This window comes from Deltaproteobacteria bacterium HGW-Deltaproteobacteria-18, assembly GCA_002841885.1.
Taxonomy (GTDB): Bacteria; Desulfobacterota; Desulfovibrionia; order Desulfovibrionales; family Desulfomicrobiaceae; genus Desulfomicrobium.
Map to the genome: position 1 here is coordinate 1 of PHBE01000028.1, position 21,281 is coordinate 21,281.

A 21,281-nucleotide genomic window follows, 5' to 3' on the forward strand; every position below is an offset into this window, starting at 1 on the left:
TCGACTTCACTGCGCAGGCTGCTCCACATTTCCGCAGGCCCAAGATCCGCGCCGGACACCAGCAGGCCAAGCTGATAAAGGGCCAGGGTTTCGGGAAAGCATTCGTGCGCCACGAACCCGCGCTTGGAAAAACGCTTGCGCTTGTCCGGCTCGAAGCGGCTCTGGTTGGCCATGATCTGGATCATGCGTGCGCACATCCATTTGGGCATGCTCATGCGCGCACAGATGGGCTGCAAGAGATCTTCAAGCAGGGCGCCATAGACCACCCGCTCGCCTTCGGCCACGTATCTGGCCACGATGCGCTGCACCGGGGCGGAGAAAAGGGCGGCAAAGACCAGCACCGGTTCGACCTTGCCCACGGTCCTGATGCGGCTGTCCATATGTTCCAGCCAGGCCCAGAGCGAGGAATCCTGTCCGTGGTCATGATCAAGGAAGTCCGCGATCTCGGGCAGCAGGTTGTGCAGGAGTCCGGTCTTGTACAGCAGGCGAAAAGCCTTCTCTCCCGCTCCGTAGGCAAAAAGCTTCTGCAGTTCCTCGAAAACCCGGGGCGGCGAGGCTTTGAGGATCTCCTCATGGTGACGCATGATGGCGTTGTAGGTCGCGGGCTCGATATGAAAATCGAGACGCGAGGCAAATCGCACGGCCCGGATCATGCGTACCGGATCTTCCCGAAAACGGATGTTCGGGTCGCCGATGCAGCGAATGAGTCGATTTTCGATATCGCTCAGACCCCCGACGTGGTCGATGATGGAGAAACGCTCAACCTCGTAGAACAGGCCATTGATGGTAAAATCGCGGCGCAGGGCGTCTTCTTCGGGCGTTCCGTAACAGTTGTCGCGGAACATGTATAAATCTTCATCGCCGTTCTCCTCTTCCTGGTCCGGGCAACGCCGGAAGGTCGAGGTCTCGATGACGTGATCGTCGAAGCGGATGTGAGCCAGGCGGAAGCGCCGTCCGATCAGAAAGCAGTTCTGGAAGATCTTCTTGATCTGACTCGGCGTTGCGTTGGTGCTGACGTCAAAATCCTTGGGCGTGCGACCCAGCAGCAGGTCGCGAACGCCTCCGCCCACCAGATAGGCGGTAAACCCCTTGCGCACCAGACGGTACATGACCTTGAGTGCGTCGGGGTGGATGTTCTGGCGGGAAACAGCGTGTTCTGATCGTGAAATGATAACTGAAGTCATAGGGTTGTAAAAAATCCTGTGCGCAAAATGTTGTTCCCGGCCCCTGCGCGGGAGCCGGCTTGATACGGGTGCAGGGCTTAGACCCTGTCGCAGGGAAAATTGGCCAGATACTCTTCCAGGAGGTCGTCAAGATTGGTTCCGAACTCCTGCAATCCAAAGGTGGCGCCGCAAGACTTGCAGCGCAGTTCCACGGCCCGTCAGGTTCGGCGGACTTGCAGCATGCCGTGGCATTTCTTGCAACGCAGCCTTGTCCTGAATTCATTTTGACTGGGCATCATGACAACGACCCCTCTATGCTTTGGACACACTGGCGCACGTCTTCGATGATCTGCTCGTAATCGACTTCCGCCGATGGCAAATCCGTCCCGTTCAACCAGAAATCGGCGGGTTTCTTGGGATGGAAATTGGATTCCGTCATCATGATCACGTGCCTGGACAGGCGCAACAGGCTGTGCAGCTCGGGATAGCGGCCTTCAAACCCGGGGTTTCCGATACCGTATTGAGCGACGACCTCGCGGATGGGCTGCGGAAACCCCCAGTGCTGGAGCACGGCGCTGCCCGCCGAAAAATGGTCAAACCCATCGAACCAGTTGCGCTCCTCCTCGAAGTAAGCAGGCAGGTCCAGTTCGGCGTTGCCGGTGAAGAATTCCAGGAAACGATCCTGAAAATTGACCAGTAGCACCACATAGCCGATATTGTGGATAAGCCCCAGACATTCCAGAGACTCCATCCCTTCGGAATCAAGAGGATAGGCCTGCGGGACGGAGGATACGAATTTCTGCATGAACACGTTGGCGGTCAGACTCTGCTGCCAGATCCGACGGAGAACGCCGTTGATTTCCGTGGATTCATGAAAAAAAGCCGACCTGAGCACGACCTGGTACACGATGCGCTTGATCTCCCGTTGTCCCAGCCGGACCAGCGAGGTCAGGATATCAACGGAGTTGTTGGCCTCATGGTACATGGGCGAGTTGGCGCAGGCAATGATGTTGCCGAAAATGACAGGGTCAAGCTTGGCCTGGGCCGCGATCTGTTTGACCGTGGTCTGGGATTTGTTCAGCAGCGTAATGAGGTCAAGACCGACCGGGCTGATACCGGGAAGATCAAAACTGAGTTTATCCATGTAATCCGTCTGAATTATTTGAGCGCGGGCATTGCCCGCCACCCGAGTTGAACCGCGGTCCAAAGTCCGATGAGTGCGGCTTCGGCCGCGTCGTGACCTGGAGTGGTCGGAGAAGACCAGCCTTCGCGTCGTAAAATCGTGGCCACCAGAGCGCAGGCCGCAGCCTTTGCCTTTTGTCCGCTGACCCGCTGCCGTGGGAGCAGAAACTGCTCCCGCCAGTCCTGAGCCTGGATGATCCGGCATGGCAGATTCCTTTTGCCGGCTGCGTGCTGCCAGATGCTTGCCGTCTGCCCGCCCCCTTCCACTACCAGAAACTGTAAATGGGGCAATTCAAAAAGCACCCGGGCTGCGGCTTTTTTCAGTCTCGCCGTTGTGCCCAGATTGTGTGATCGGCACCAGAGCAGGCGACCATCGCGGTCCAGAAGAGCGAGGCCGGTGCGCACCCCCGCGTCCACGGCCAGCAAGGCACCCATCAGAGATCAACGATCTCCACATCGGCGGCATCCAGGGGATGTTGCATGAACACACCGCCGACCCTGGCGAAGCGCCTGGCCCCGTCCGTGGCCAGAAAAGTCAGGCTGCGCTCCCTGGTGGTGGAACATATGTCCCGGCGCTCAAGCATCTCCTGCACGAATTCCGCCGTGGTCCGGGCGGAATCGACCAGGCGCACGCCGTCTCCCACCACACGCTGGATTGCATTGGCCAGAACCGGGAAATGTGTACAGCCCAGAACCAGGGTGTCAATACCCGTATCCCTGACCATGGCTCCCAGATAACGCTCGGCCACGAGACTGGCGATCTGGCCTTCGCACCACCCTTCTTCGGCCAGCGACACAAAGAGCGGACAGGGCTGGCCAAAAACCTGGGCATCGGGACGGATGCGCAGAATCTCCCGTTCGTAGCTGCGGGCGTTGATGGTGCTCTCCGTGCCGATGACACCGATCCTGCCGTTTCGGCTGGATCGACAGGCCGCTTCAGCTCCGGGACGGATGACGCCGATGACCGGCAGTTCCGGATATGCCTCCTGCAAGGCCTCAAGAGAAACGCCCGTGGCAGTGTTGCAGGCGATGACCAGAAGTTTGACGCCTCTGGCCTTGAGCAGAGCCGTGGTTTGCAGCACGTAGCGGGTCACGGATTTGGCGCTTTTGGTGCCGTAAGGCAGACGCGCCGTGTCACCGAGATAAAGAAAACTTTCTTTGGGCATCGCTTCGGTCAGGGCTTTCAAAACGGTCAGCCCGCCGATGCCGGAATCAAAAACCCCGATGGGAAGAGAGCAATCAGGTTCGTTCATATCAATCAAAAGCGGTCATTCGCAGAGGGTCGCGCAGATGGGCGCGGATTTCCTCCAGGTGACGCAGGTTGGTTCGTTGTATGGACAGGGGCGGCAGATCGTCGAAATCGAAGAATTCAACTTCCAGGGTTTCCATGCTGCCCCTGGCTTCTCCTCCAAGGAGTTCGCAAAGAAAAACCAGTTTCACGGCGTGAAAAAACATGCTGGCTTTTTCGCCACGGTTCGCGTCAAAAGCGCCGACAAGTTTCCTGGCCCGCACCACAAACCCGCTCTCCTCAAGGGCTTCCCGTTCAGCCGTCTCCGAGGGGCGGTCGCCCACATCGGACCACCCGCCCGGCATAGCCCACTTTCCGTCCGCACTCTCCCGTACAAGCAGGATGCGCCCGTCACGGATCACCGCCGCACGCACGTCGACCTTGGGAGTGGCGTACCCAGGCTCCAGGGAGAAGACGCGCTTGACCGCAGGGGCTTCAAGCTGGGAATGTTCCGCCAGAATTTCAGCCGCTATATCGGACAGGCGGCCGAAACTCAGCTGGTCGTAGTGGCTTTTGGTGAAGGCGAGGCCCGTCTGGGCCAGGGCTTGAATCTCCCGCGCCCAGTCCAGCCAGCGCGGAGTTGAATCGTCGGTCATCGGTTCAGGCCGAGGCCAGATAATGGGTGATGGCGTCGACAATGGTTCGCCATGTGTTCAACCTCTTGGCGTCGTCGGTTTCCAGCAGAGTGACGCGAAAGCCCTTGCGGTTGCAGCAGAATCCCGTCAGCGGGACGACGCAGATGCCGGTGGCGCCGAGCAGATAGTAAACAAAGCGCTTGTCCACTTCAACGCCCTGCACGATCTCTTCGATGTGCGCCTTGACCTTGGGGTTATCAATTTCAAGGGTCTGTTTGCCGTTCAGGACTCCGTCCTCGAACATGACCGACATGTAGAAAGCGCCCTGGGGCTTGATGACCCGTACGCCGGGTACGCCCTGGAAGGTTTCCCAGGCTTCCTGCGCACGGAACTCGAACATTCTGCGCCGGGCATCAAGGTGACCCTTGTAGCGGGGATCGCCCATGACCGGGGGGATGGAGAGCTGAGGCAGGCTGGTGGAGCAGACTTCGAGCATCTTGGCGTTCAGGAGGCTCTTTATGTAGGCGTTGAAATCGGGATTCTTGTCCTTGTTGTAGACTTCAATCCAGCCGCAACGTCCGCCCGGCCAGGGGTATTCCTTGGAGATGCCGCGCAGGGCCATGCCAGGAACCTCGCCAATGACCTCGGACAGGCTGCAGGTCGGATGGCCACTGTAGACGATGTTGGCATAGATTTCATCGGCCAGGACGAAAATATTGTAGCGCCGGGCGATATCCACGATCTTCTCGATCAGCTCGCACGGATACACGGCGCCCGTCGGGTTGTCGGGATTGATGAACAGGATGCCGGCGATGGAGTCGTTGTAGCGGACCTTGTTTTCCAGGTCGACCAGATCGGGCATCCAGCCGTTGTTCGGGTCGAGCTCGTAGGTCAGGTGTTCGTATCCGGAATGCGCGGCCTCGGCCGAAGAGTGGGTGGAATAGGCCGGAGAAGGCCCAATGACCCGGGCTTCACGCTTCAGAAAACCGAAAATCTTGGCCACGGCGTCACCAAGGCCGTTGAAGAAAATGATGTCGTCGGCCGTGACCTGGTAACTGCCACGCTGGTTGACGAGCTGAGCCACGAATTCGCGGGTCTCGAGCACCCCTTGCGTGGCGCAGTAGCCGTAGGTTTTGTCGTTCATGACAAGATCGGCGATGATTTCCTTGATCCAGCCGGGGACCTGCTCGCCCTTCTCGATGGGGTCGCCGATGTTTTCCCAGATGATTTCGAGGCCCAGATTGCGAAGATCCTGAGCCACGCCCACTATCGCCCTGATTTCATAGGTCAGCTTTCCCCAACCCACATGTTCGATGTCTCTGCGCATATGCATTCCCGAATGCTGCAAAATCCGCGCGGACGGATTTCACAGGATGATGACTACTCCCAAAGAATGGGAAAGAAAGGAAAATTGCTTATGCCAGGGGGCGGGGATTGTAAATAGGGCTTAATGCAGGGCCGATTGCAGAATCTCGCGCAACTCGTTGACATGAAACGGTCTTGGCACCACCGCCACGGTCCGGTGGCGAAATTCCGCCTCCAGGGAGGAACTGCCGAATCCAGTCAGAAGAATGAGGGGAACCTCCGGAATCTGGAGCAGGCAGGAGCGAATCAGGGCTTCGGGGCGATCGCAGGAGACCAGGATCAGGTTGCAGGTATCCCGGAATTTCAGAAAATCCCCATGTCCGGGCGCGAAGGCTTCGCCCTCGTAGCCGACTTCCGCCACGATCTCCCGCAGCATGGTGCGCATCTGCTCGTGATTGCTGAGCACCAGGATGCGCGGCTTCAGGGTTCCGCGCGGCTTTCGCAGCCGGTCGAGAGGGTGAAGGAAGTTGTCCACGGCCAGCCGGACCAGCCCGAAACGCTCGCGCACAAAGGAATAGGCCGGATTTTCAAGCAGCTTCTCACAAAGACGCGAGGCCTTGTCGAGCACGGCCACCAGTTCCATGTATACATCGGGCTGGGTGGTATCGTCCGTGGGGGCACTGGAGTTGGCGGCGATCTGGCTCAGGCCGAAATCCGGACGCTGCTTCATGCGTACCACGACGTTTTCGAAAAATTCCGCCGGCTTGTTTTTGGCCCAATCCTTGTTCAGGCGTTCGGCCAGAATCTTGGCGATGGACATGATCGCCTGACTCGCGGGCAGGTCGTCGCGCAGGGTCACAAAGGGCTTTCCCAGGGCCGAAATCTTCCGGGCCGCATCATCGATGGGAATCGCTCCCAAAAAAAGGGGCTTGAGACCCAGAAACTGCTCCACCGTCTCCTGAAAACGCGTGAATACCTGCCGCGCCTGCACTCCCGATTCGCAGCGGTTGACCAGAATCAGCGGCGGCCACCAAAGCCCGTTCTCCTTGAGCACCTTGATCAGCGCATAGGCGTCGACCAGGGCGCTGGCTTCGGGATTTACCACCAGAATGATCTCGCGCGTGGCCAGACACAGGGACACGACCTGGGCGGAGATGCCCGGCGAGTTGTCGAGAATGAGAAAATCGTAACCGGAGAGCGCGGAAAATTCAGCGACCAGCCGCTTGCGGTTGGCCACGTCGAGTTCGGCCATGCGAGCCACGCCGTTGCTGCCGGAGAGAAGATCAAAGCCGGGCCGCACGGGGACAAGACAGTCCTCGAGCCGCATCGAGTCGAAAAGGACATTTTCGAGCGTGTTCGTGGGAGACGCAAGTCCGAGGTGCACTTCCGCGTTGGACAGGCCGAAATCCGCGTCGAGCAGGCAGACCGTGTACCCTGCACGATTGAGCGCCAGGGCCAGGTTGACGGCCACGGTGGTCTTTCCCGTCCCGCCCTTGCCGCTGGCCAGGGCCAGAATGCGGGTGTGACGGGTCCTGGGTGTTGCGATTGACGGCGAGTGATGCATTGAAGTCGATGGTTAATTGTTCGTGGGGCAACCCGAATGCAAAATGCCGGAGATGTCGGACAGCAGGGTCTTCAAATGAAAGGGTTTGCGTATACACTTGGCCGCTCCCAGACGCAAGGCCTCATCCAGTTCGTCTGAAGAAGCCAGGCCCGTTATGATCATCACGGGCGGGGCGCCTCCGTTGCGACGCAACAGCTTAAGCACGTCGAGCCCGGAATGGATGGGCATGCGGATGTCGAGCAGAATCAGATCGAAGGATGCCGAACGCAGCTTGAGCAAGCCTGCCTCGCCATTGGGTGCGGTTTCGACCACATAACCGGCCTCGCGCAGGGTCTCGGAGAGGATGTCGCGAATGTGCTGCTCGTCATCGACGACCAGAATCCTGTGTCCATTGGCCGCCGTCGGCATGGCGCACTCGGTCGCCAGCCGCACGACCGGCTTTTCGGGCAGAGTCACCGGCGTGGACACCGGCAGGACGACAATCATCTCCGTGCCCCGTGCAGGCACGCTGACAACCTTGATCTCGCCGTAATGGTTGGTGATGATGCCGTAAGCCGTGGAGAGCCCGAGGCCAGTGCCCTTTCCCTCGGACTTGGTGGAAAAGAAGGGATCGAAGATGCGCGAGAGATTCTCGGACGAGATGCCCGTGCCCGTGTCCTTGACGGAAATGCTGATGCGCTTGCCGTCGGGCAGAAAAGCGGAGCTGACGGTCAAAACCCCGCCCTCCTTCTCCATCGCGTGCTGGGCGTTTATGACCAGATTGAGAAAAACCTGCTCCAGCTGGTTGGCATCGGCCAGGATGAGTGGCAGATCCGGGGCAAGGTTCTGAACGATGGGGATTCGATGGGTTTGAAAGATTGATTCCACCAGGCCGATGATTTTGAGCAGCAGGGAGTTTATGTCCAGCTTGGTGATCTGGGGCGCATTGGGTCTGGCAAAACCCATGAGGCTCTGCAGGATGGACGAGATGCGCTCTATCTGTTCGGAAATTTGATGCAGGTCCCTGCGCTTCTTCTCGTCGTTTTCACGGCTCTCCAAAAGCTGCGTTCGCGCCGAAATGATGGCCAAGGGGTTGTTTATCTCGTGGGCCGCCCCTGCCGCCAGCTGCCCGACCGCCGCCAGCCGCTCGGTCTGCAGCAGCTGCAGGTTGATCTGCTGGTTCTTCCACAGGGCCAGGGACAACTCGTCGGCGCGAACCTGCAGGCTGTCAAAAAGGCGCACCCTGTCCAGCGAGGCCGAAGCCACGCAGGAGACCTGGGAATAACCCATGTACTCTTGGGGAGTCATCTTGGGCGGCCGCTCGCTGGAGCGCAGAATGCAGATCTCGCCGGTGAAATCGCTGCCCACAAGAGGAAAGAGGCAATAACCGCGCACCACGAAAAACTGCTTGAGCCGCAACTCCCGATCCATGAGGGACGCTCCCTCATGGCGCTCGTAATGCGTCTGCACGATGGCCTTCAGGTTGTCAGGCAGCGTGGCTCCGCCCTCCAGGACAGGCAGGCCGTCACCATCCAGGGAGTAGCTCATGACACGCCGGTTGCCGGAGCCGTTCCAGATCAGGCCCTGCAAAAGCCGCTCGGCAGGGACGATCCAGTACACGAAGCCGCCCCGTACTCCGACGCTCTCGTGCATGCACATGGCCGCGGATTCGAAGACTTCATCCGGGGTCCTGGCCTTGCTCATCTTGAGCCCCACCGTTGAACCCATGCTCGTGAAGCGATGGGCGTCCTCCAGACGGCCGTTGGCCTGCTCCAGGTCCAATCCCATGCGCATGAGCTGCTGATTGGCCTTTTGCAGGGACGAAAGAAAAAGCCCGACCTGGTCACCTTCGAGTTCGAAGGGTTCCGCCCTCTCTTCAAAGGCCGGAGCAAAGGCGGCCAGGATCGACTGCAGCTCCTTGTCGCCAATGCCCAGCATTTCCTGCAGGCCAATCTGGCGCTGCTTTTCGCTGATCATGACCCGGGACGAATCCATGAGAGTCGAATGTGCCAGGATGTTGGCCAGGGCCACGATGGCGACCAGACGCGCATTGTCCTTGAGGGCTTCGAGGGCCGAGGCCGAATGATGATGCAGCCAGATGGCGTCGGTCATGGATGCCGGCAGTTTCCATTTTTCGGCTATCCAGCGTCCCACGGCGGTATGGTCGGTATTGAAGACTTCCTGCTCCGCCGTAAGGACGGGCTCGTAAAGTTCCTCCATGCGTTCCGTGACCTGGATGTACTGCTCCTGAAGATTGAGCTGCAGAAAAATGCCGCCGATGTCGTGCATGATGCCCGCGCCAAAGGCCTCGCCGGCCATGGAAGGCGCGGCCTTGCCCGCGATGAGGGAGGCGAAGACGGCCGTGGCCAGACTGTGCTTCCAGTGCGCGGTCTGGATCGCTTCGGACTTCTTGTCGCCCCTGATCAGGGAGTCCTTGATGAGCATGGAGAGCATGAGCGTCTGGACCACCTTGCTTCCAAGGCGATTGAGCCCCTGCTCCACCTGTGCCACTTGCCCGCGGCTGACGTAAGTCGCGCTGTTGGCGTGCTCAAGGACCTTGACGGTCATGGCGGGATCGGTCTCGATGATGCGAGCCAGCTTTGAATGATCGAAATCCTGGGTCAGGACCTGTCCCAGGATGGTATTGGCGACGGCGGGAAGAGAAGGGAGCGCCTCGATCTGTTGCAGGATGGCACGCAGGGAACGTTCCTCGACGGAAGCGCTTTTCTCCGAATGGCCCGGATCGGGCCCGCGATGGGAAAAAGAGGTGTCCACTTGAATCTCCGGCCAATCAGTAATGAGGTGGTTTTTCATCGGGATCGAAAGGCTCCATGGATGAAAGGTCCTGGAGCTTTTTGCCCAGAAGGGAAAGCGTGGCTTTAAGTTCCCGAATCTCCTTTTGTTGCTCTATGACAACCATGTTAAGATCATCAACCGTTTTTTGCAAATATATATACTTTATTTCAATATCTTCCATTCTTTTTTGCATTAATTTCCCCTGGAATGTTTTCAAAAGACCCGCAGTCTCTGCTGGCTGGGCATTGTTGTCCTTGACCCCGAAGGACGGTCATGAAAAATACACCGCGAACGATTCGGATGCAAAGGAGAAAACCATGACCAACGCCGACCAGATTTTCACCCCGGCCAGCCTGGACGAGATATTTCCGCCCTCGATCACCGACGCTTTTTTTGAAGCCCTGTTTGGCGATGCCGAGGACGGCGCCTACGACATCAGGCTCAGGTTCGAAGGGCACAGCCCGCAAGAGCTGCGCTTTGCCTTCCATCTCCAGCAACGCCCGGGCATGTGCCTGGCCTGCAACCTGACTTACGGACTGCCGCAGGTCTTCACCCGGCATCCGCTGCTCGGCGTGGGCAAGCTGGCGCAGAACCTGGCTGAACGCGTCAATGCGAGCATGGCCACCTGGGCGCTGGGTTCAACGCGTGAAATCTCCAGGAGTCTGCACGTCATTCCCTTTACCATCAAGGTCGCGTAAGGGACAGCGCCAAGTCTCCCCTAAATTCGCAAAATAGTGGAACATCGGGAATTTTTGACCCAGGTCAAGGATTCCCGATACCGTTTCATGGCATAGGCGATCCCATGAAAGACATGCAAAAGCTCCCCGCTCATACTCTCAAGGTCTGCCGTGGCGCAGCCCAGTGCCCTCATGCGGTGCAGGGCTCGGACCTGACCGCCGAACTCGAAGGCGTGCTCATCCGCTCCGGATGGCCTGAATTCCTGGCCGCCATGACCCGCCCCATCCGCCATCACCACCAGTTCAGAATGGCCGTGGCGTCCTGTCCCAACGGATGCTCCCAGCCGCATATCGCGGACTTTGGGCTCATCGCCTTTGCCCGCATCGGCCTTGAGCCCGCCAAGTGTTCGGGTTGCGGGCACTGTGTCGCGATCTGTGCCGAGAAGGCCCTGCATCTTGAAGACGGCATCCGCCTGGACCCTTCGCGCTGCCTGGGTTGCGCGGCCTGCGCGAGGGTCTGCCCCGAAAAGGCCCTGCGGGTGGACCAGACCGGATACCGCGTGCTCATCGGCGGCAAGCTCGGACGCCATCCGCGCCTGGCTCATGAACTGGGTTTTTACGAACTGCCCGATGCGCTTGAAATCCTGGGCAAGGTCTTGAGGGTTTTCATGGGGCACCACCGGACCGGCCTGCGACTGGGGGACCTTGTCGAGAAGCTTGGGCGGGAGGAATTCAACGATCTGGTGCGGCCATGACTCTTCTGGCACGAGTGCTCATCGTGCTCTGCAGCCTGACCACGGCAGCGCATTTCCTGCGCTTCGGGACCTTCTGGGAAGCCGCGCCGGCACTTTTCCCGGCCGCCGCCGCATTTTTTCCGCGTCTTCTGCCCAGGCCGCTGCTCATCCTGGCCGCACTCGGCGGCGCGATCCTGTGGGCGAACCAGGGGATTGAACTGGCTGCCTGGCGGATGAATTTCGGCCTGCCGTGGATGCGGCTCGCCCTGATCCTGGGCGCTGTCTGCCTGGCCCATCTGGGTGCCGGGGCGTTGCTGGCCGGCCGTACCGGACAGGGGATTTTCGGCCCCGTGCGTGCGGCCGACCTGGTCAAGACCGCCACGTTCCTGCTGGTGGGCGGCATTCTGCTGCTGGCCGGCAGCAAGACACCCTTTCCCCTGCTTCTGGGAGAACGCTTTTTTCCTGGCTCCGAAGTTTTCTGGATCTTTTTTTTCGCCTTTTACGGAGCGATGGTCAGCGGATGGCTGCTGACCGACAGCCGCGGAAAGATCCGCGGCCGCATCTGGACCCTGTTTTCGGCCGTTTTTTTCGGCCAGCTGCTGCTGGGCCTTGCCGGGTGGAGCATCTTCCTGATGACCGGCAAGCTGCACCTGCCCGTCCCGGCCCTGATTCTGGCCGGACCGCTGTTCCGGGGCGAAGGCTTCTTCATGCCGATTCTACTCGGCGTGTCCCTCCTGCTGGTGGGACCGGCCTGGTGCAGCTATCTGTGCTACATCGGAGCCTGGGACGACCGCATGGCCCGTCTCGCCCCCGCAAGTCCGTCCCCCCTGCCCATCTGGGCGGCACGCCTGCGGGCCGGATTGCTGCTGGCCACGATAATCATTCCGCTGGTCCTGCGCCTGCTGAACGTTTCCTGGCCGTGGGCACTGGGTCTGGCCGCGGTCTTCGGAATCGCCGGAGTCGGAGTCATGGTTCTTGCCTCGCGCAGGAGCGGGACCATGGTCCACTGCACGGCCTATTGCCCCATCGGGCTGGTCAACAACCTGATCGGGCGCATGCTGCCCTGGCGCGTGACTATCGGTAGCGGCTGCACGCAGTGCGGACTCTGCTCCAGGGCTTGCCGCTACAGCGCCCTGACTCCCATCGATCTGAAGAAAGGACGTCCCGGCCTGACCTGTTCGCTGTGCGGCGACTGCCTCCCCCGCTGCCCCCACGGGCATCTGGGCTATCGTTTTCCGGGCCTGACCAAAGATCGCGCGCGCCAGGTTTTCGTGACTCTGGTGGCCGGCCTGCACACGGTATTCCTGGCTGTGGCAAGAATTTAATAGCGATCCAGAACCCGCTCCTTTTCGGAATAATCCCACTCCTTGAGCCCCAGGGCCACGAGCACGTCCTCGACCAACTCCTCCACGCTCCTGTGGGCCTGAAGCATGTGATCCATGCTGGCCATGTAGAGGGCTTCACGCTCGCTCATGACCGCCGCGACCTCGTCGTGCAGAGCCAGCGGGGTCAGGGACGGGCGCTGGGCGGTGTCGGGGTCGCGAAGCATTCTCGCGATGAGCAGCCCGGCGTCCGCCGCAAGATAGAAGCTGACTCCGGAGTTGTACATGAGATCACGATTGGCCTTCGAGAGGACAATGCCTCCGCCCGTGGAGACGACCTTGCCCGGAAGTTCCGCCGCCTTGACCAGTGCCGCCGCCTCCAGAGCACGAAAGGCATCCCAGCCCTGTTTGGCCACGATGGCGTCGATGCTCTGTCCGGCCTCGGCCACGACCATCGCGTCGGTGTCGACACACGGGCACTGCAGTGCGTCTGCCAGCGCCTTGCCGACGGTGGTCTTGCCGCTGGCGCGCATGCCCAGCAGGAAAATATTTTTCTTCTGCAGTGAAAAAGGTTCACGCTTGAACTGTCCCGAACGGAAAGTCATGGTGGCCGCGTCGTCCTCGATCTCCACTTTTTTCTTGATGAAATTCGTCATTTGCATCCTCCTTGATGTGGTGCGGTCCCAGAAATGGGCGAAAAGCATGCAAATTGCAATGCCCGGTCACCATGTCCGCCGCATTGACTGGCAAATGGCAAACAGCTAGCAACTCAAAATCACGACATCCAAACGAGGACCATCCATGAATTTCCTGAAGACATCCGTGCTGATTCTGCTGCTCTCTTTTCTGCCTTCCACCGCCATGTCACAGGACATCCAGAAAGCAGGAGTCAATGATTTCAAAAACATCATCGAAACCAACAAGGGCAAGGTACTGATCATTAATTTCTGGGCGACCTGGTGTTCCCCCTGCGTCAAGGAATTTCCGGGACTCATGAATGTGCGCCGGGAATTTTCACCGGACGACCTGACCATCGTCGGCATCTCCATGGATTACGGAGCGCGGCCGGTGGAGAATTTCGTCAAGGTCAACAAGGTCAACTTTCCCATCCTCCTTGACGACGAATCCATCGGTTCCATGCTCGACATCAAATCCATCCCCCGCACCCTGATATACAACCGCGCCGGAGAAAAGATTCTCGACCACCTGGGATTCATTTCCGAAGAGAGCTTTCAGCACATTGTCGAGCGACTCCTGCAGATGCCATGAACATTCTCGCCGATCTGGCTGAAAGGGCAATTCTGGAGGCCCAGCAGCGCGGCGAATTCGAGAATTTGAGCGGCCAGGGCCAGCCATTGGCCGAGACAAGCGACCCCTTCATGCCCGAAACGCTGCGCATGGCCTACAAGGTGCTCAAGAATGCCGGCTACGTGCCCAGGGAGATTCAGTCCCAGCGGGAGATCAGATCGCTCATCGAGTGCCTGGAACGAGAAACGGACGAAGCCCGAAAGATGCGCCAGATACAGAAAGTCCAGCTCTTCATCGCCAGGGCCAAGCTCGAGCATGGCGGCCTGCTGCAGGAAGAAAACGAAAACTATTTCCGCAAAGTCGTGGCTCGCGTCACGCTCAATAAAGCCTGATTCCCATGAATAATCAAAGACGTTCGCTCCTGAAGGCCGCCCTGGCCCCCCTGCTGTTGCCCCTCTTTGGCCATGAAGCCCTGGCCGCGCAGCCACCCCTGTCCGAAATTTCGGAGATCCGGATCATCCAGGCCAAGGACCCGGCGCGCATCCTCGATCGAGTCTCGGCTTCGGGCTTTGCGCACTCCATGGCCCAATCGGTGCTGGCCTACATCATCGAAAGCTACCCCAAGGGCAACCTGCCGGTCTGGAAAAAGCCCCTGTCCGAGATCGACCTGCATTCGCGCATCCCCGAGATCTGCACGCATGTGGTGCAGGGCGTCCTGCGTCACGCTTCCATCTATCCCGTGGACCCCTGCTGGATCATGGGGCAGATGATGGCCGAGTCCTTTTTTTACGAATTCGCCGTGTCCTCGGCCCTGGCCGTCGGTCCCTGCCAGTTCATGGCCGCCACGGCCAGAGGATACGATCTGATCTGCGCCGACCAGCACGGACAGCCGGCCGGTTTTGCCCTGCGCGAAGACCTGGAGGCCGAATTCAAACAAGCCGCGACATATCGCGACCAGATGCGGGCCCTGCGCCGGGAGCAGCCGGACCTGTTCGGGAACGCGGCCAAACTGCTGCGCACCCTGGTCAATGCCCAGGCTGCAGGCAAGCCGCTGAGCGCCGCCGGAACCTACGCCCTGGCCCTGGACCGCATGGACCTCCTGCAGGCCCGTTACAACGAATCACGGGACAATTGCCGCCTTTTCCTGAGTGAAAATTTCAAGAACCGCTCCATTTTTTCGCCCCAGGATGTGGTTTTCCTCGAAAAATTCGACCAGCGCGTCCTCTACTCCCATTCCATCAACGCCATGGTCAAAATGATGGCCGAAAACCTGCGCGCCCGCAGCGGCAACATTCTCGCCGCCACGGCCGGATACAATGCGGGGCTTGGCAACACGGACTCCAAATACGGGGTCTACACCGCCTACGGACGCATCCCCAACCTTGGCGAGACCGTGGATTATGTCAGCAAGATCCTCGTCAACCATCACGAAATCACCCGCCGCATCGTGTAGGAGAAAGGCCGTGAACCCTGCCAAAGTCAGGCGCGACAAGCTTCGAGATCTGACCGACCTGCCCAACATCGGCCCGGCCATGGCCCGGGATCTGCGGCTGCTCGGCTTCGAGCGCCCGGACCAGCTCATCGGCCAGAACCCGCAAACCCTCTACGACCGCCTCTGTGAACTGACCGGAACACGGCAGGACCCCTGCGTGCTGGATGTTTTCGTATCCGTGACCCGGTTCATGGACGGGGACGAGCCCAGATCCTGGTGGTTCTACACGCCGGAAAGAAAGTCCTGACCGCCAACTGTGCCCGCATGACCCTGCGCGCTCTGGTTCAAAACCTGCAAGTCGCGCCCTCTTCCGCTTCCGCAGTTGAAGTCATGGATCGCCGCGTCGAGGACTTCTCGCGATGACGGCTATGTAAGGCTTCATCGCGGGCGCAACGCAACCACATCGAACAATGGCACGAAATCCATGCCGCCGATATCTTTGTCTGGTGAAAACATGATGGAGAGCCCACGCTTTGCCCGACATGATCACGTCGAAAATCCGCTACGCGAGCCTCGCCCTCACGGTACCCGCCAGGCATCGGGGTTGAATTCCCGACTGTTTGGGAATAATGTCCTGCTTGAGCGGGAAATATTCCCAAATGACAACTTTCATCCTTGTCCCGATAATCGATTTTGGCCCTTTCCTTGCTCTTGTCACCTTCCCTGGCTTTAGACGGGCCAGGAATGGTTTTCTGTACATTTTTGTCACTAACTACCGTTTTCCGCCGAAAAAATATGACAATAATGTCATATCAAGAAGCGGTGTTTGAACAGCAAAGGGAGTAGCGCGCTATGTGTCGATTGTTTGCGCTGACCAGCAGCGAACCCGTCTCCCCCATGGATGCCATCCGGGCCTTGGATGTCATGCGCGAGGGGCACGACGGATCAGGAGTCGGCCTTTATTTATCGGATCTGGGCGGCCCGTTCGAGTCCATGAAGGGTTGTCCCACACTGTCGGGAATCTTCACCGATGCCGGTGTCGAACGTCTGGACGCTTTCATGGATTCCAAGGGTTTTACCCTGAGGCACGACCTCGCCATCACGCCCAAAGGCCCCATGCCGACATGGACCCCACGGCGTGATCGTTACATCGTGAGGACCTATGACATCCCCGCCGAATGGAATGACCTGAGCGAAGAGGAGAAAGGCCTCGGTTACCTGAAAACCCGGCTTGAACTCAAGCACATGGGTCTGGCCGACGAAAGCATCACCGTTTTCTCCTTCTGGCCGGACACGGTCATGATCAAGGAGATCGGAGATCCATTGCAGGTCGGCGAGTATCTGGGGCTTGACCGGCCCGAGATAATGAGCCGCCTCGTTCTGGCCCAGGGGCGCCAGAACACCAACTACGCCATCAATCTCTACGCCTGCCATCCTTTCTTCGTCGAAGGGATCAGCACCATGACCAATGGCGAAAATACGGCCTTCATCCCCATCCGCGACTATCTCGCAGCCCAGGGGATTCCCGGCTACGAAGGCTACAACTCCGATTCGGAAGTTTTCACCCACATCCTGCACTACACGATCAAGAAGCTGGGCCTGCCCTTCGAAGCGTACAAGCACATCATCACGCCGCTCAAAGACCATGAAATGAAGGACCACCCTGACAAGGAGTTCCTGTCCAAGCTGAAGCAGATCTGCCGCCGCCTCATCATCGACGGCCCCAACTGCGTCATCGGCTGCCTGCCGGACAAGTCCATGTTCATGGTCCAGGACAGCAAGAAGCTGCGCCCCGGCGTGGTCGGAGGCCGGCCCGGCATCTACGCGTTCTCTTCCGAGATCTGCGGCCTGGACCTGGCCATCCCCGATCGCGACAAGTCCCAGGATTTTCAACCCATGCATCTTGATTCGGCCATTGTCGGCCCGGACCGCCAGGAGATCAAAGTATGTCGGCAAACACAGCCATTAGCCCTTCCCAACTGAGCATCAAGGACCTGCCCTGGCAGATCGAGTGGAACAAGGACCGCTGCACCCTTTGCGGCCAGTGCTGCGCCGTGTGCCCCATGCAGTCCATTGAGCTTGGCACCTTCCGCAAGCGCACGATCAAGGTTCCGGCGGGCTTCAAAAACAAGCCCGAAAACGAGCACACCATCTACTATGGCATCCGCCAGCGCACGGCCCCGCACCAGGCCTGCGTGGGTTGCGGCACGTGTACCATGGTCTGCCCCAACGACGCCATCCTGCCCGTCCATTCCGACGAAAAGGACAAGCTGCGCTACCACGTCAACCTCGGCGGCCAGCCCCGCACCCGCGGCGGCCGGCGCAATGACAACAACTCGCTGCTGGACCAGATCAAGTTCATCCGCATCTCCATGCTGACCGACCCGGCCCTTGATTCGGGACGCCACGAATTCGACCTGCGCACCCTCATCGGCCGCATCCAGAGTCCCATGGAAGGACTGGCCACCATCAAGGAACACGGCTGGGCCCCGCCCGTGCGCGAGATCTACCCGCTGATGATCGGCGGCATGTCTTTCGGTGCGCTCTCGCCCAACATGTGGGAAGGCATGCAGATGGGCGTAGCCTACCTGAACGAGGAGCTGGGAATGCCCGTGCGCATGTGCACCGGCGAGGGCGGATGTCCGCCGCGCCTGCTCAGATCGCGTTTTCTCAAATATGTCATACTGCAGATCGCGTCGGGCTACTTCGGCTGGGACGAGATCATTCACGCCATCCCGCAGATGAAGGAAGACCCATGCGCCGTGGAGATCAAGTACGGCCAGGGCGCCAAGCCAGGCGACGGCGGGCTTCTCATGTGGCACAAGGTCAACCAGCTCATCGCGGCCATCCGCGGCGTGCCTCCGGGAGTCAGCCTGCCAAGCCCCCCCACGCATCAGACCCAGTATTCCATCGAGGAATCCGTGGCCAAGATGATCCAGTCCATGTCCATGGCCTGGGGCTTCCGCGTGCCGGTCTACCCAAAGATCTCGGCCACGACCACGACCAACGCGGTCCTGAACAACCTCTGCCGCAACCCCTACGCGGCCGGACTGGCCGTTGACGGCGAGGACGGCGGCACGGGCGCGGCCTACAACGTTTCCATGAACCACATGGGCAGCCCCATCGCCTCCAACATCCGCGACGCCTATCTGACCCTGTGCAAGATCGGCAAGCAGAACGAGGTGCCGCTCATCGCCGGTGGCGGCATCGGCAAGAACGGCAACCTTGCCGCCAATGCCGCCTCGCTCATCATGCTCGGCGCCTCGGCCGTACAGATCGGCAAGTACGCCATGCAGGCTGCGGCCGGATGCGTGGGTTCGGAGTCGGACCGCTGCAACGTGTGCAACATCGGCGTCTGCCCGAAGGGCATCACTTCCCAGGACCCGCGCGTGTACCGCAGGCTCGATCCGGAAAAGGTGGCCGAGAGGCTGGTCGAGCTCTACGTCAGCTTCGACATGGAAATGAAGAAGATCTTCGCCCCCCTGGGCAGGTCCACGTCCCTGCCCATCGGCATGTCCGATGCGCTGGGGATCGCCGACAAGGACGCGGCGGACAGACTGGCCATCAAATACGTGGTCTGATGAGGGAAAGATATGCAAAGCACCATTCATATTGACGGAAAGGAAAACGGCGTGCGCCTGGAATCGCGCATCCTGGAAGAACGCATCCAGGACGCGGTCAAGGCCGGAGCAAGGGAGCTGACCATCGACGCCTGCGGCCAACACGGCATCGGCGGGCGTTTGTGGGTCTCCAAGGAGGAGTCCGTCAGCGTCAAGGTCATCGGCGCGCCCGGACAGCGCCTTGGTTCCCTTGGCTTCCCCGGCACTACCATTGAAATAATGGGCCCGGGTTCCGACGACATCGGCTGGCTGAACGCCGGCGCGGAAATCATTGTCCACGGCAACGCGGGCAACGGCATCTGCAACGCCATGGCCCAGGGCAAGGTCTTTGTCGGGGGCAACGTAGGCTCCCGCTGCATGACCATGACCAAACAGAACCCGCGCTTCACGCCCCCGGAACTCTGGGTTCTGGGCGACACGGGCGACTACTTCGCAGAGTTCATGGCCGGCGGCACGGCTGTGGTCTGCGGTTTGAACGCTTACGATCAGGCCAATGTCCTGGGCTACCGCCCCTGCGTGGGCATGGTCAGCGGGCGCATCTTCTACCGTGGCCAGGAGCAGACAATCAGCGCAGCCGACGCCAAACACATGCCTGTCAGCGACGAGGATTGGACCTGGCTCGTGGAAAACTTAAAGGAATACCTTCAGAAGATCGGAAAATCCGAACTTCTGGACATTCTGGCTACCCGCGACCAGTGGCACCTGATCACGGCCAAGTCGCCCTACGAAAAGGTCACCAAGAAACGCAAGAACATGTCAGACTTCCGTTCCCAGGTCTGGGACATGGAGCTTGGACGCGGCGGTCTGGTCGGCGACCTGACTTCCCTTGACCGTACGCCCATCGGACTCATCACCAGCGGGGAACTGCGCCGCTTTGTCCCGGTCTGGGAAAACTGCAAATACATGCCGCCCTGCCAGGCCAGCTGTCCGTCGGGGATTCCCGTGCAGAAGCGCTGGCAGCTGGTGCGCGAGGGGCGTCTGGCCGAAGCCGTGGACCTGTCCCTTGAATACACGCCCTTCCCGGCCACGGTCTGCGGCTATCTCTGCCCCAACCTGTGCATGGAAGGCTGCACGCGCGGTCTTGGCAGCCTCAAGCCCGTGGACGCCAAGATGCTCGGCAAGGAGGGCATCAACGCCCATCCGCCCATGTTGCCCCTGTCTTCGGACAAGAAGGTCGCGGTCATCGGCGGCGGTCCGGCCGGCATCTCCGTGGCCTGGCAGTTGCGCCTGAAAGGCCACAAGGCCTCCGTGTTCGACATGGACGAGAAGCTCGGCGGCAAGCTGCAGGCCTCCATCCCGGCCAACCGCATTCCGCCCGATGTGCTGGCGGCGGAGCTGGACCGGGCCCGCGAGATCATCCCCCATGTGCGGCTTGAAAAGAAACTCAACCGTGACGACTTCGAAGCCATAAAGAGCGACTACGACTTCATCGTGCTGGCCACCGGAGCCCAGCGCCCGCGCACCCTGCCCGTGCCCGGCAACGAACGCCTCATCACGGCCACGGACTTCCTCAAGGCCTGCAAACACGGCGACGCGGAAGTCGGCGAGCGCGTGGTCGTCATCGGAGCGGGCAATGTGGGCTGCGACGTGGCCACTGAAGCGTCCCGCCTGGGCGCGAAAAGCATGACGCTCATCGACGTGCAGAAGCCCATGAGCTTCGGCAAGGAGCGCGAGGAAGCCGAGAAGGCCGGAGCCCAGTTCCTGTGGCCCTGCTTCACCAAGGAGATCACCCCGGAAGGCGTCTTGCTGACCGACGGGCGGGTCATCCCCGCCGACACGGTCATCATCTCCATCGGTGACACCCCGGATTTGGAAGCCTTCCCGGAAAACATCGCTCGTGATCGCGGTTTCATCACCGTCAACGACGTCAACCAGACCACTGATCCCAAGGTCTTCGCCATCGGCGACCTGGTCAAGCTGGGCCTTTTGACCCAGGCCATCGGCGACGGACGCCGCGCAGCCCAGGCCATCGACGAGATCATCAGCGGACGCCGTCCCCTCTCGGTCACGGCGGACATGCACGAGGAACTCAAGACGCGGCTGGAATACATGGACCCGGGCAACCACATGTCCGAGACCATAGACTATTCGCGCATGAATCTGGCCTACTTCGACCCGCGCCTGGGCGCATTCGACAGCCTCGACCAGTGCGCCGAGGAGTGCTCGTCCTGCGGCGTCTGCCGCGACTGCGGCATCTGCGAGGCCATCTGTCCGCGTGGAGCCATCAGCCGCGAAAGCTTGCCGGACAACGAATTCGCCATGGTCTGCGATTCCGAGAAATGCATCGGCTGCGGCTTCTGCGCCGGAGCTTGCCCCTGCGGCATCTGGACACTCATCCCGAATACGCCGCTGGAATAGCCGACTGTCGCCGAACGGCGGGTTTACCGGAAACATTG

General features: G+C 60.0%; 19 protein-coding genes. 10 read left to right on the forward strand and 9 right to left on the reverse strand.

Features of this window, described 5'->3' with window-relative positions; genetic code table 11:
* The 8 genes from CVU60_17625 to CVU60_17660 form a co-directional block, all read right to left on the reverse strand.
* A partial coding sequence (locus CVU60_17625) for a poly(A) polymerase (protein ID PKN40043.1) occupies positions 1-1,184 on the reverse strand: 1,184 nt, incomplete at its 3' end.
* A 274-nt stretch (positions 1,185-1,458) separates the two neighbouring features.
* On the reverse strand, positions 1,459-2,550 hold the full coding sequence (locus tag CVU60_17630) for a hypothetical protein (GenBank protein PKN40044.1): 1,092 nt from the start codon (positions 2,548-2,550) through the stop codon (positions 1,459-1,461).
* A 229-nt stretch (positions 2,551-2,779) separates the two neighbouring features.
* Positions 2,780-3,598, reverse strand: coding sequence for a glutamate racemase (locus tag CVU60_17635; GenBank protein PKN40045.1), 819 nt, complete (start codon positions 3,596-3,598; stop codon positions 2,780-2,782).
* 1 nt (position 3,599) lies between these two features.
* Positions 3,600-4,229, reverse strand: a complete 630-nt coding sequence (locus CVU60_17640) for an NUDIX hydrolase (protein ID PKN40046.1) — start codon at positions 4,227-4,229, stop codon at positions 3,600-3,602.
* A 4-nt stretch (positions 4,230-4,233) separates the two neighbouring features.
* Complete coding sequence (locus CVU60_17645) at positions 4,234-5,535, reverse strand: aminotransferase (protein PKN40047.1); 1,302 nt, start codon at positions 5,533-5,535, stop codon at positions 4,234-4,236.
* A 120-nt stretch (positions 5,536-5,655) separates the two neighbouring features.
* Positions 5,656-7,077 carry a hypothetical protein gene (locus CVU60_17650; protein ID PKN40048.1) on the reverse strand — a complete coding sequence of 474 codons (1,422 nt, stop codon included), beginning with the start codon at positions 7,075-7,077 and terminating at the stop codon, positions 5,656-5,658.
* A gap of 12 nt (positions 7,078-7,089) precedes the next feature.
* Complete coding sequence (locus CVU60_17655; protein PKN40049.1) at positions 7,090-9,870, reverse strand: hypothetical protein; 2,781 nt, start codon at positions 9,868-9,870, stop codon at positions 7,090-7,092.
* The gene (locus CVU60_17660; protein ID PKN40050.1) at positions 9,848-10,045 is read right to left on the reverse strand and encodes a SlyX protein; all 198 of its coding nucleotides are present in this window, start codon (positions 10,043-10,045) and stop codon (positions 9,848-9,850) included. The genes CVU60_17655 and CVU60_17660 overlap by 23 nt, the downstream gene beginning before the upstream one ends.
* Before the next feature lie 124 nt (positions 10,046-10,169).
* Between CVU60_17660 and CVU60_17665 the strand changes: the two genes are divergently transcribed.
* The 3 genes from CVU60_17665 to CVU60_17675 all read left to right on the forward strand — a co-directional run bounded on the left by CVU60_17665 (position 10,170) and on the right by CVU60_17675 (position 12,588).
* Positions 10,170-10,550 carry a pancreas/duodenum homeobox protein 1 gene (locus tag CVU60_17665; GenBank protein PKN40051.1) on the forward strand — a complete coding sequence of 127 codons (381 nt, stop codon included), beginning with the start codon at positions 10,170-10,172 and terminating at the stop codon, positions 10,548-10,550.
* 104 nt (positions 10,551-10,654) lie between these two features.
* The gene (locus CVU60_17670; protein PKN40052.1) at positions 10,655-11,284 is read left to right on the forward strand and encodes a [Fe-S]-binding protein; all 630 of its coding nucleotides are present in this window, start codon (positions 10,655-10,657) and stop codon (positions 11,282-11,284) included.
* A complete protein-coding gene (locus CVU60_17675) occupies positions 11,281-12,588 on the forward strand; it encodes a 4Fe-4S ferredoxin (GenBank protein ID PKN40053.1) in 1,308 nt (435 codons plus the stop codon). The genes CVU60_17670 and CVU60_17675 overlap by 4 nt, the downstream gene beginning before the upstream one ends.
* Here the strand turns inward: CVU60_17675 and CVU60_17680 are convergent.
* On the reverse strand, positions 12,585-13,289 hold the full coding sequence (locus tag CVU60_17680; GenBank protein PKN40054.1) for a shikimate kinase AroL: 705 nt from the start codon (positions 13,287-13,289) through the stop codon (positions 12,585-12,587). The two genes, CVU60_17675 and CVU60_17680, sit on opposite strands and share 4 nt — an antisense overlap.
* A gap of 97 nt (positions 13,290-13,386) precedes the next feature.
* Between CVU60_17680 and CVU60_17685 the strand changes: the two genes are divergently transcribed.
* From CVU60_17685 to CVU60_17715, 7 genes are all read left to right on the forward strand, one after another.
* A complete protein-coding gene (locus CVU60_17685) occupies positions 13,387-13,854 on the forward strand; it encodes a hypothetical protein (protein PKN40055.1) in 468 nt (155 codons plus the stop codon).
* Positions 13,851-14,225, forward strand: a complete 375-nt coding sequence (locus tag CVU60_17690; GenBank protein PKN40056.1) for a DUF1992 domain-containing protein — start codon at positions 13,851-13,853, stop codon at positions 14,223-14,225. Before CVU60_17685 ends, CVU60_17690 begins: the two co-directional genes overlap by 4 nt.
* 5 nt (positions 14,226-14,230) lie before the next feature.
* Positions 14,231-15,286, forward strand: coding sequence for a hypothetical protein (locus tag CVU60_17695; protein ID PKN40057.1), 1,056 nt, complete (start codon positions 14,231-14,233; stop codon positions 15,284-15,286).
* A gap of 10 nt (positions 15,287-15,296) precedes the next feature.
* Positions 15,297-15,572 (forward strand): mitomycin resistance protein, encoded by a 276-nt coding sequence (locus CVU60_17700; protein ID PKN40058.1) that lies wholly within the window; start codon positions 15,297-15,299, stop codon positions 15,570-15,572.
* Between the two features lie 545 nt (positions 15,573-16,117).
* Complete coding sequence (locus CVU60_17705) at positions 16,118-17,248, forward strand: glutamate synthase (GenBank protein ID PKN40059.1); 1,131 nt, start codon at positions 16,118-16,120, stop codon at positions 17,246-17,248.
* Positions 17,212-18,846 carry a glutamate synthase gene (locus tag CVU60_17710; GenBank protein ID PKN40060.1) on the forward strand — a complete coding sequence of 545 codons (1,635 nt, stop codon included), beginning with the start codon at positions 17,212-17,214 and terminating at the stop codon, positions 18,844-18,846. Before CVU60_17705 ends, CVU60_17710 begins: the two co-directional genes overlap by 37 nt.
* 12 nt (positions 18,847-18,858) lie before the next feature.
* The gene (locus tag CVU60_17715) at positions 18,859-21,243 is read left to right on the forward strand and encodes a pyridine nucleotide-disulfide oxidoreductase (protein PKN40061.1); all 2,385 of its coding nucleotides are present in this window, start codon (positions 18,859-18,861) and stop codon (positions 21,241-21,243) included.
* The last annotated feature ends 38 nt before the right edge of the window (positions 21,244-21,281 follow it).

Coding starts and splice junctions, on each gene's coding strand:
- CVU60_17635 (PKN40045.1), bottom strand. CDS start 3,598: ATGAACGAACCTGATTGCTCTCTTCCCATCGGGGTTTTTGATTCCGGC.
- CVU60_17640 (PKN40046.1), bottom strand. CDS start 4,229: ATGACCGACGATTCAACTCCGCGCTGGCTGGACTGGGCGCGGGAGATT.
- CVU60_17685 (PKN40055.1), top strand. CDS start 13,387: ATGAATTTCCTGAAGACATCCGTGCTGATTCTGCTGCTCTCTTTTCTG.
- CVU60_17645 (PKN40047.1), bottom strand. CDS start 5,535: ATGCGCAGAGACATCGAACATGTGGGTTGGGGAAAGCTGACCTATGAA.
- CVU60_17695 (PKN40057.1), top strand. CDS start 14,231: ATGAATAATCAAAGACGTTCGCTCCTGAAGGCCGCCCTGGCCCCCCTG.
- CVU60_17660 (PKN40050.1), bottom strand. CDS start 10,045: ATGCAAAAAAGAATGGAAGATATTGAAATAAAGTATATATATTTGCAA.
- CVU60_17630 (PKN40044.1), bottom strand. CDS start 2,550: ATGCCGGATCATCCAGGCTCAGGACTGGCGGGAGCAGTTTCTGCTCCC.
- CVU60_17715 (PKN40061.1), top strand. CDS start 18,859: ATGCAAAGCACCATTCATATTGACGGAAAGGAAAACGGCGTGCGCCTG.
- CVU60_17705 (PKN40059.1), top strand. CDS start 16,118: ATGTGTCGATTGTTTGCGCTGACCAGCAGCGAACCCGTCTCCCCCATG.
- CVU60_17650 (PKN40048.1), bottom strand. CDS start 7,077: ATGCATCACTCGCCGTCAATCGCAACACCCAGGACCCGTCACACCCGC.
- CVU60_17710 (PKN40060.1), top strand. CDS start 17,212: ATGTCGGCAAACACAGCCATTAGCCCTTCCCAACTGAGCATCAAGGAC.
- CVU60_17675 (PKN40053.1), top strand. CDS start 11,281: ATGACTCTTCTGGCACGAGTGCTCATCGTGCTCTGCAGCCTGACCACG.
- CVU60_17670 (PKN40052.1), top strand. CDS start 10,655: ATGAAAGACATGCAAAAGCTCCCCGCTCATACTCTCAAGGTCTGCCGT.
- CVU60_17655 (PKN40049.1), bottom strand. CDS start 9,870: ATGAAAAACCACCTCATTACTGATTGGCCGGAGATTCAAGTGGACACC.
- CVU60_17665 (PKN40051.1), top strand. CDS start 10,170: ATGACCAACGCCGACCAGATTTTCACCCCGGCCAGCCTGGACGAGATA.
- CVU60_17690 (PKN40056.1), top strand. CDS start 13,851: ATGAACATTCTCGCCGATCTGGCTGAAAGGGCAATTCTGGAGGCCCAG.
- CVU60_17680 (PKN40054.1), bottom strand. CDS start 13,289: ATGCTTTTCGCCCATTTCTGGGACCGCACCACATCAAGGAGGATGCAA.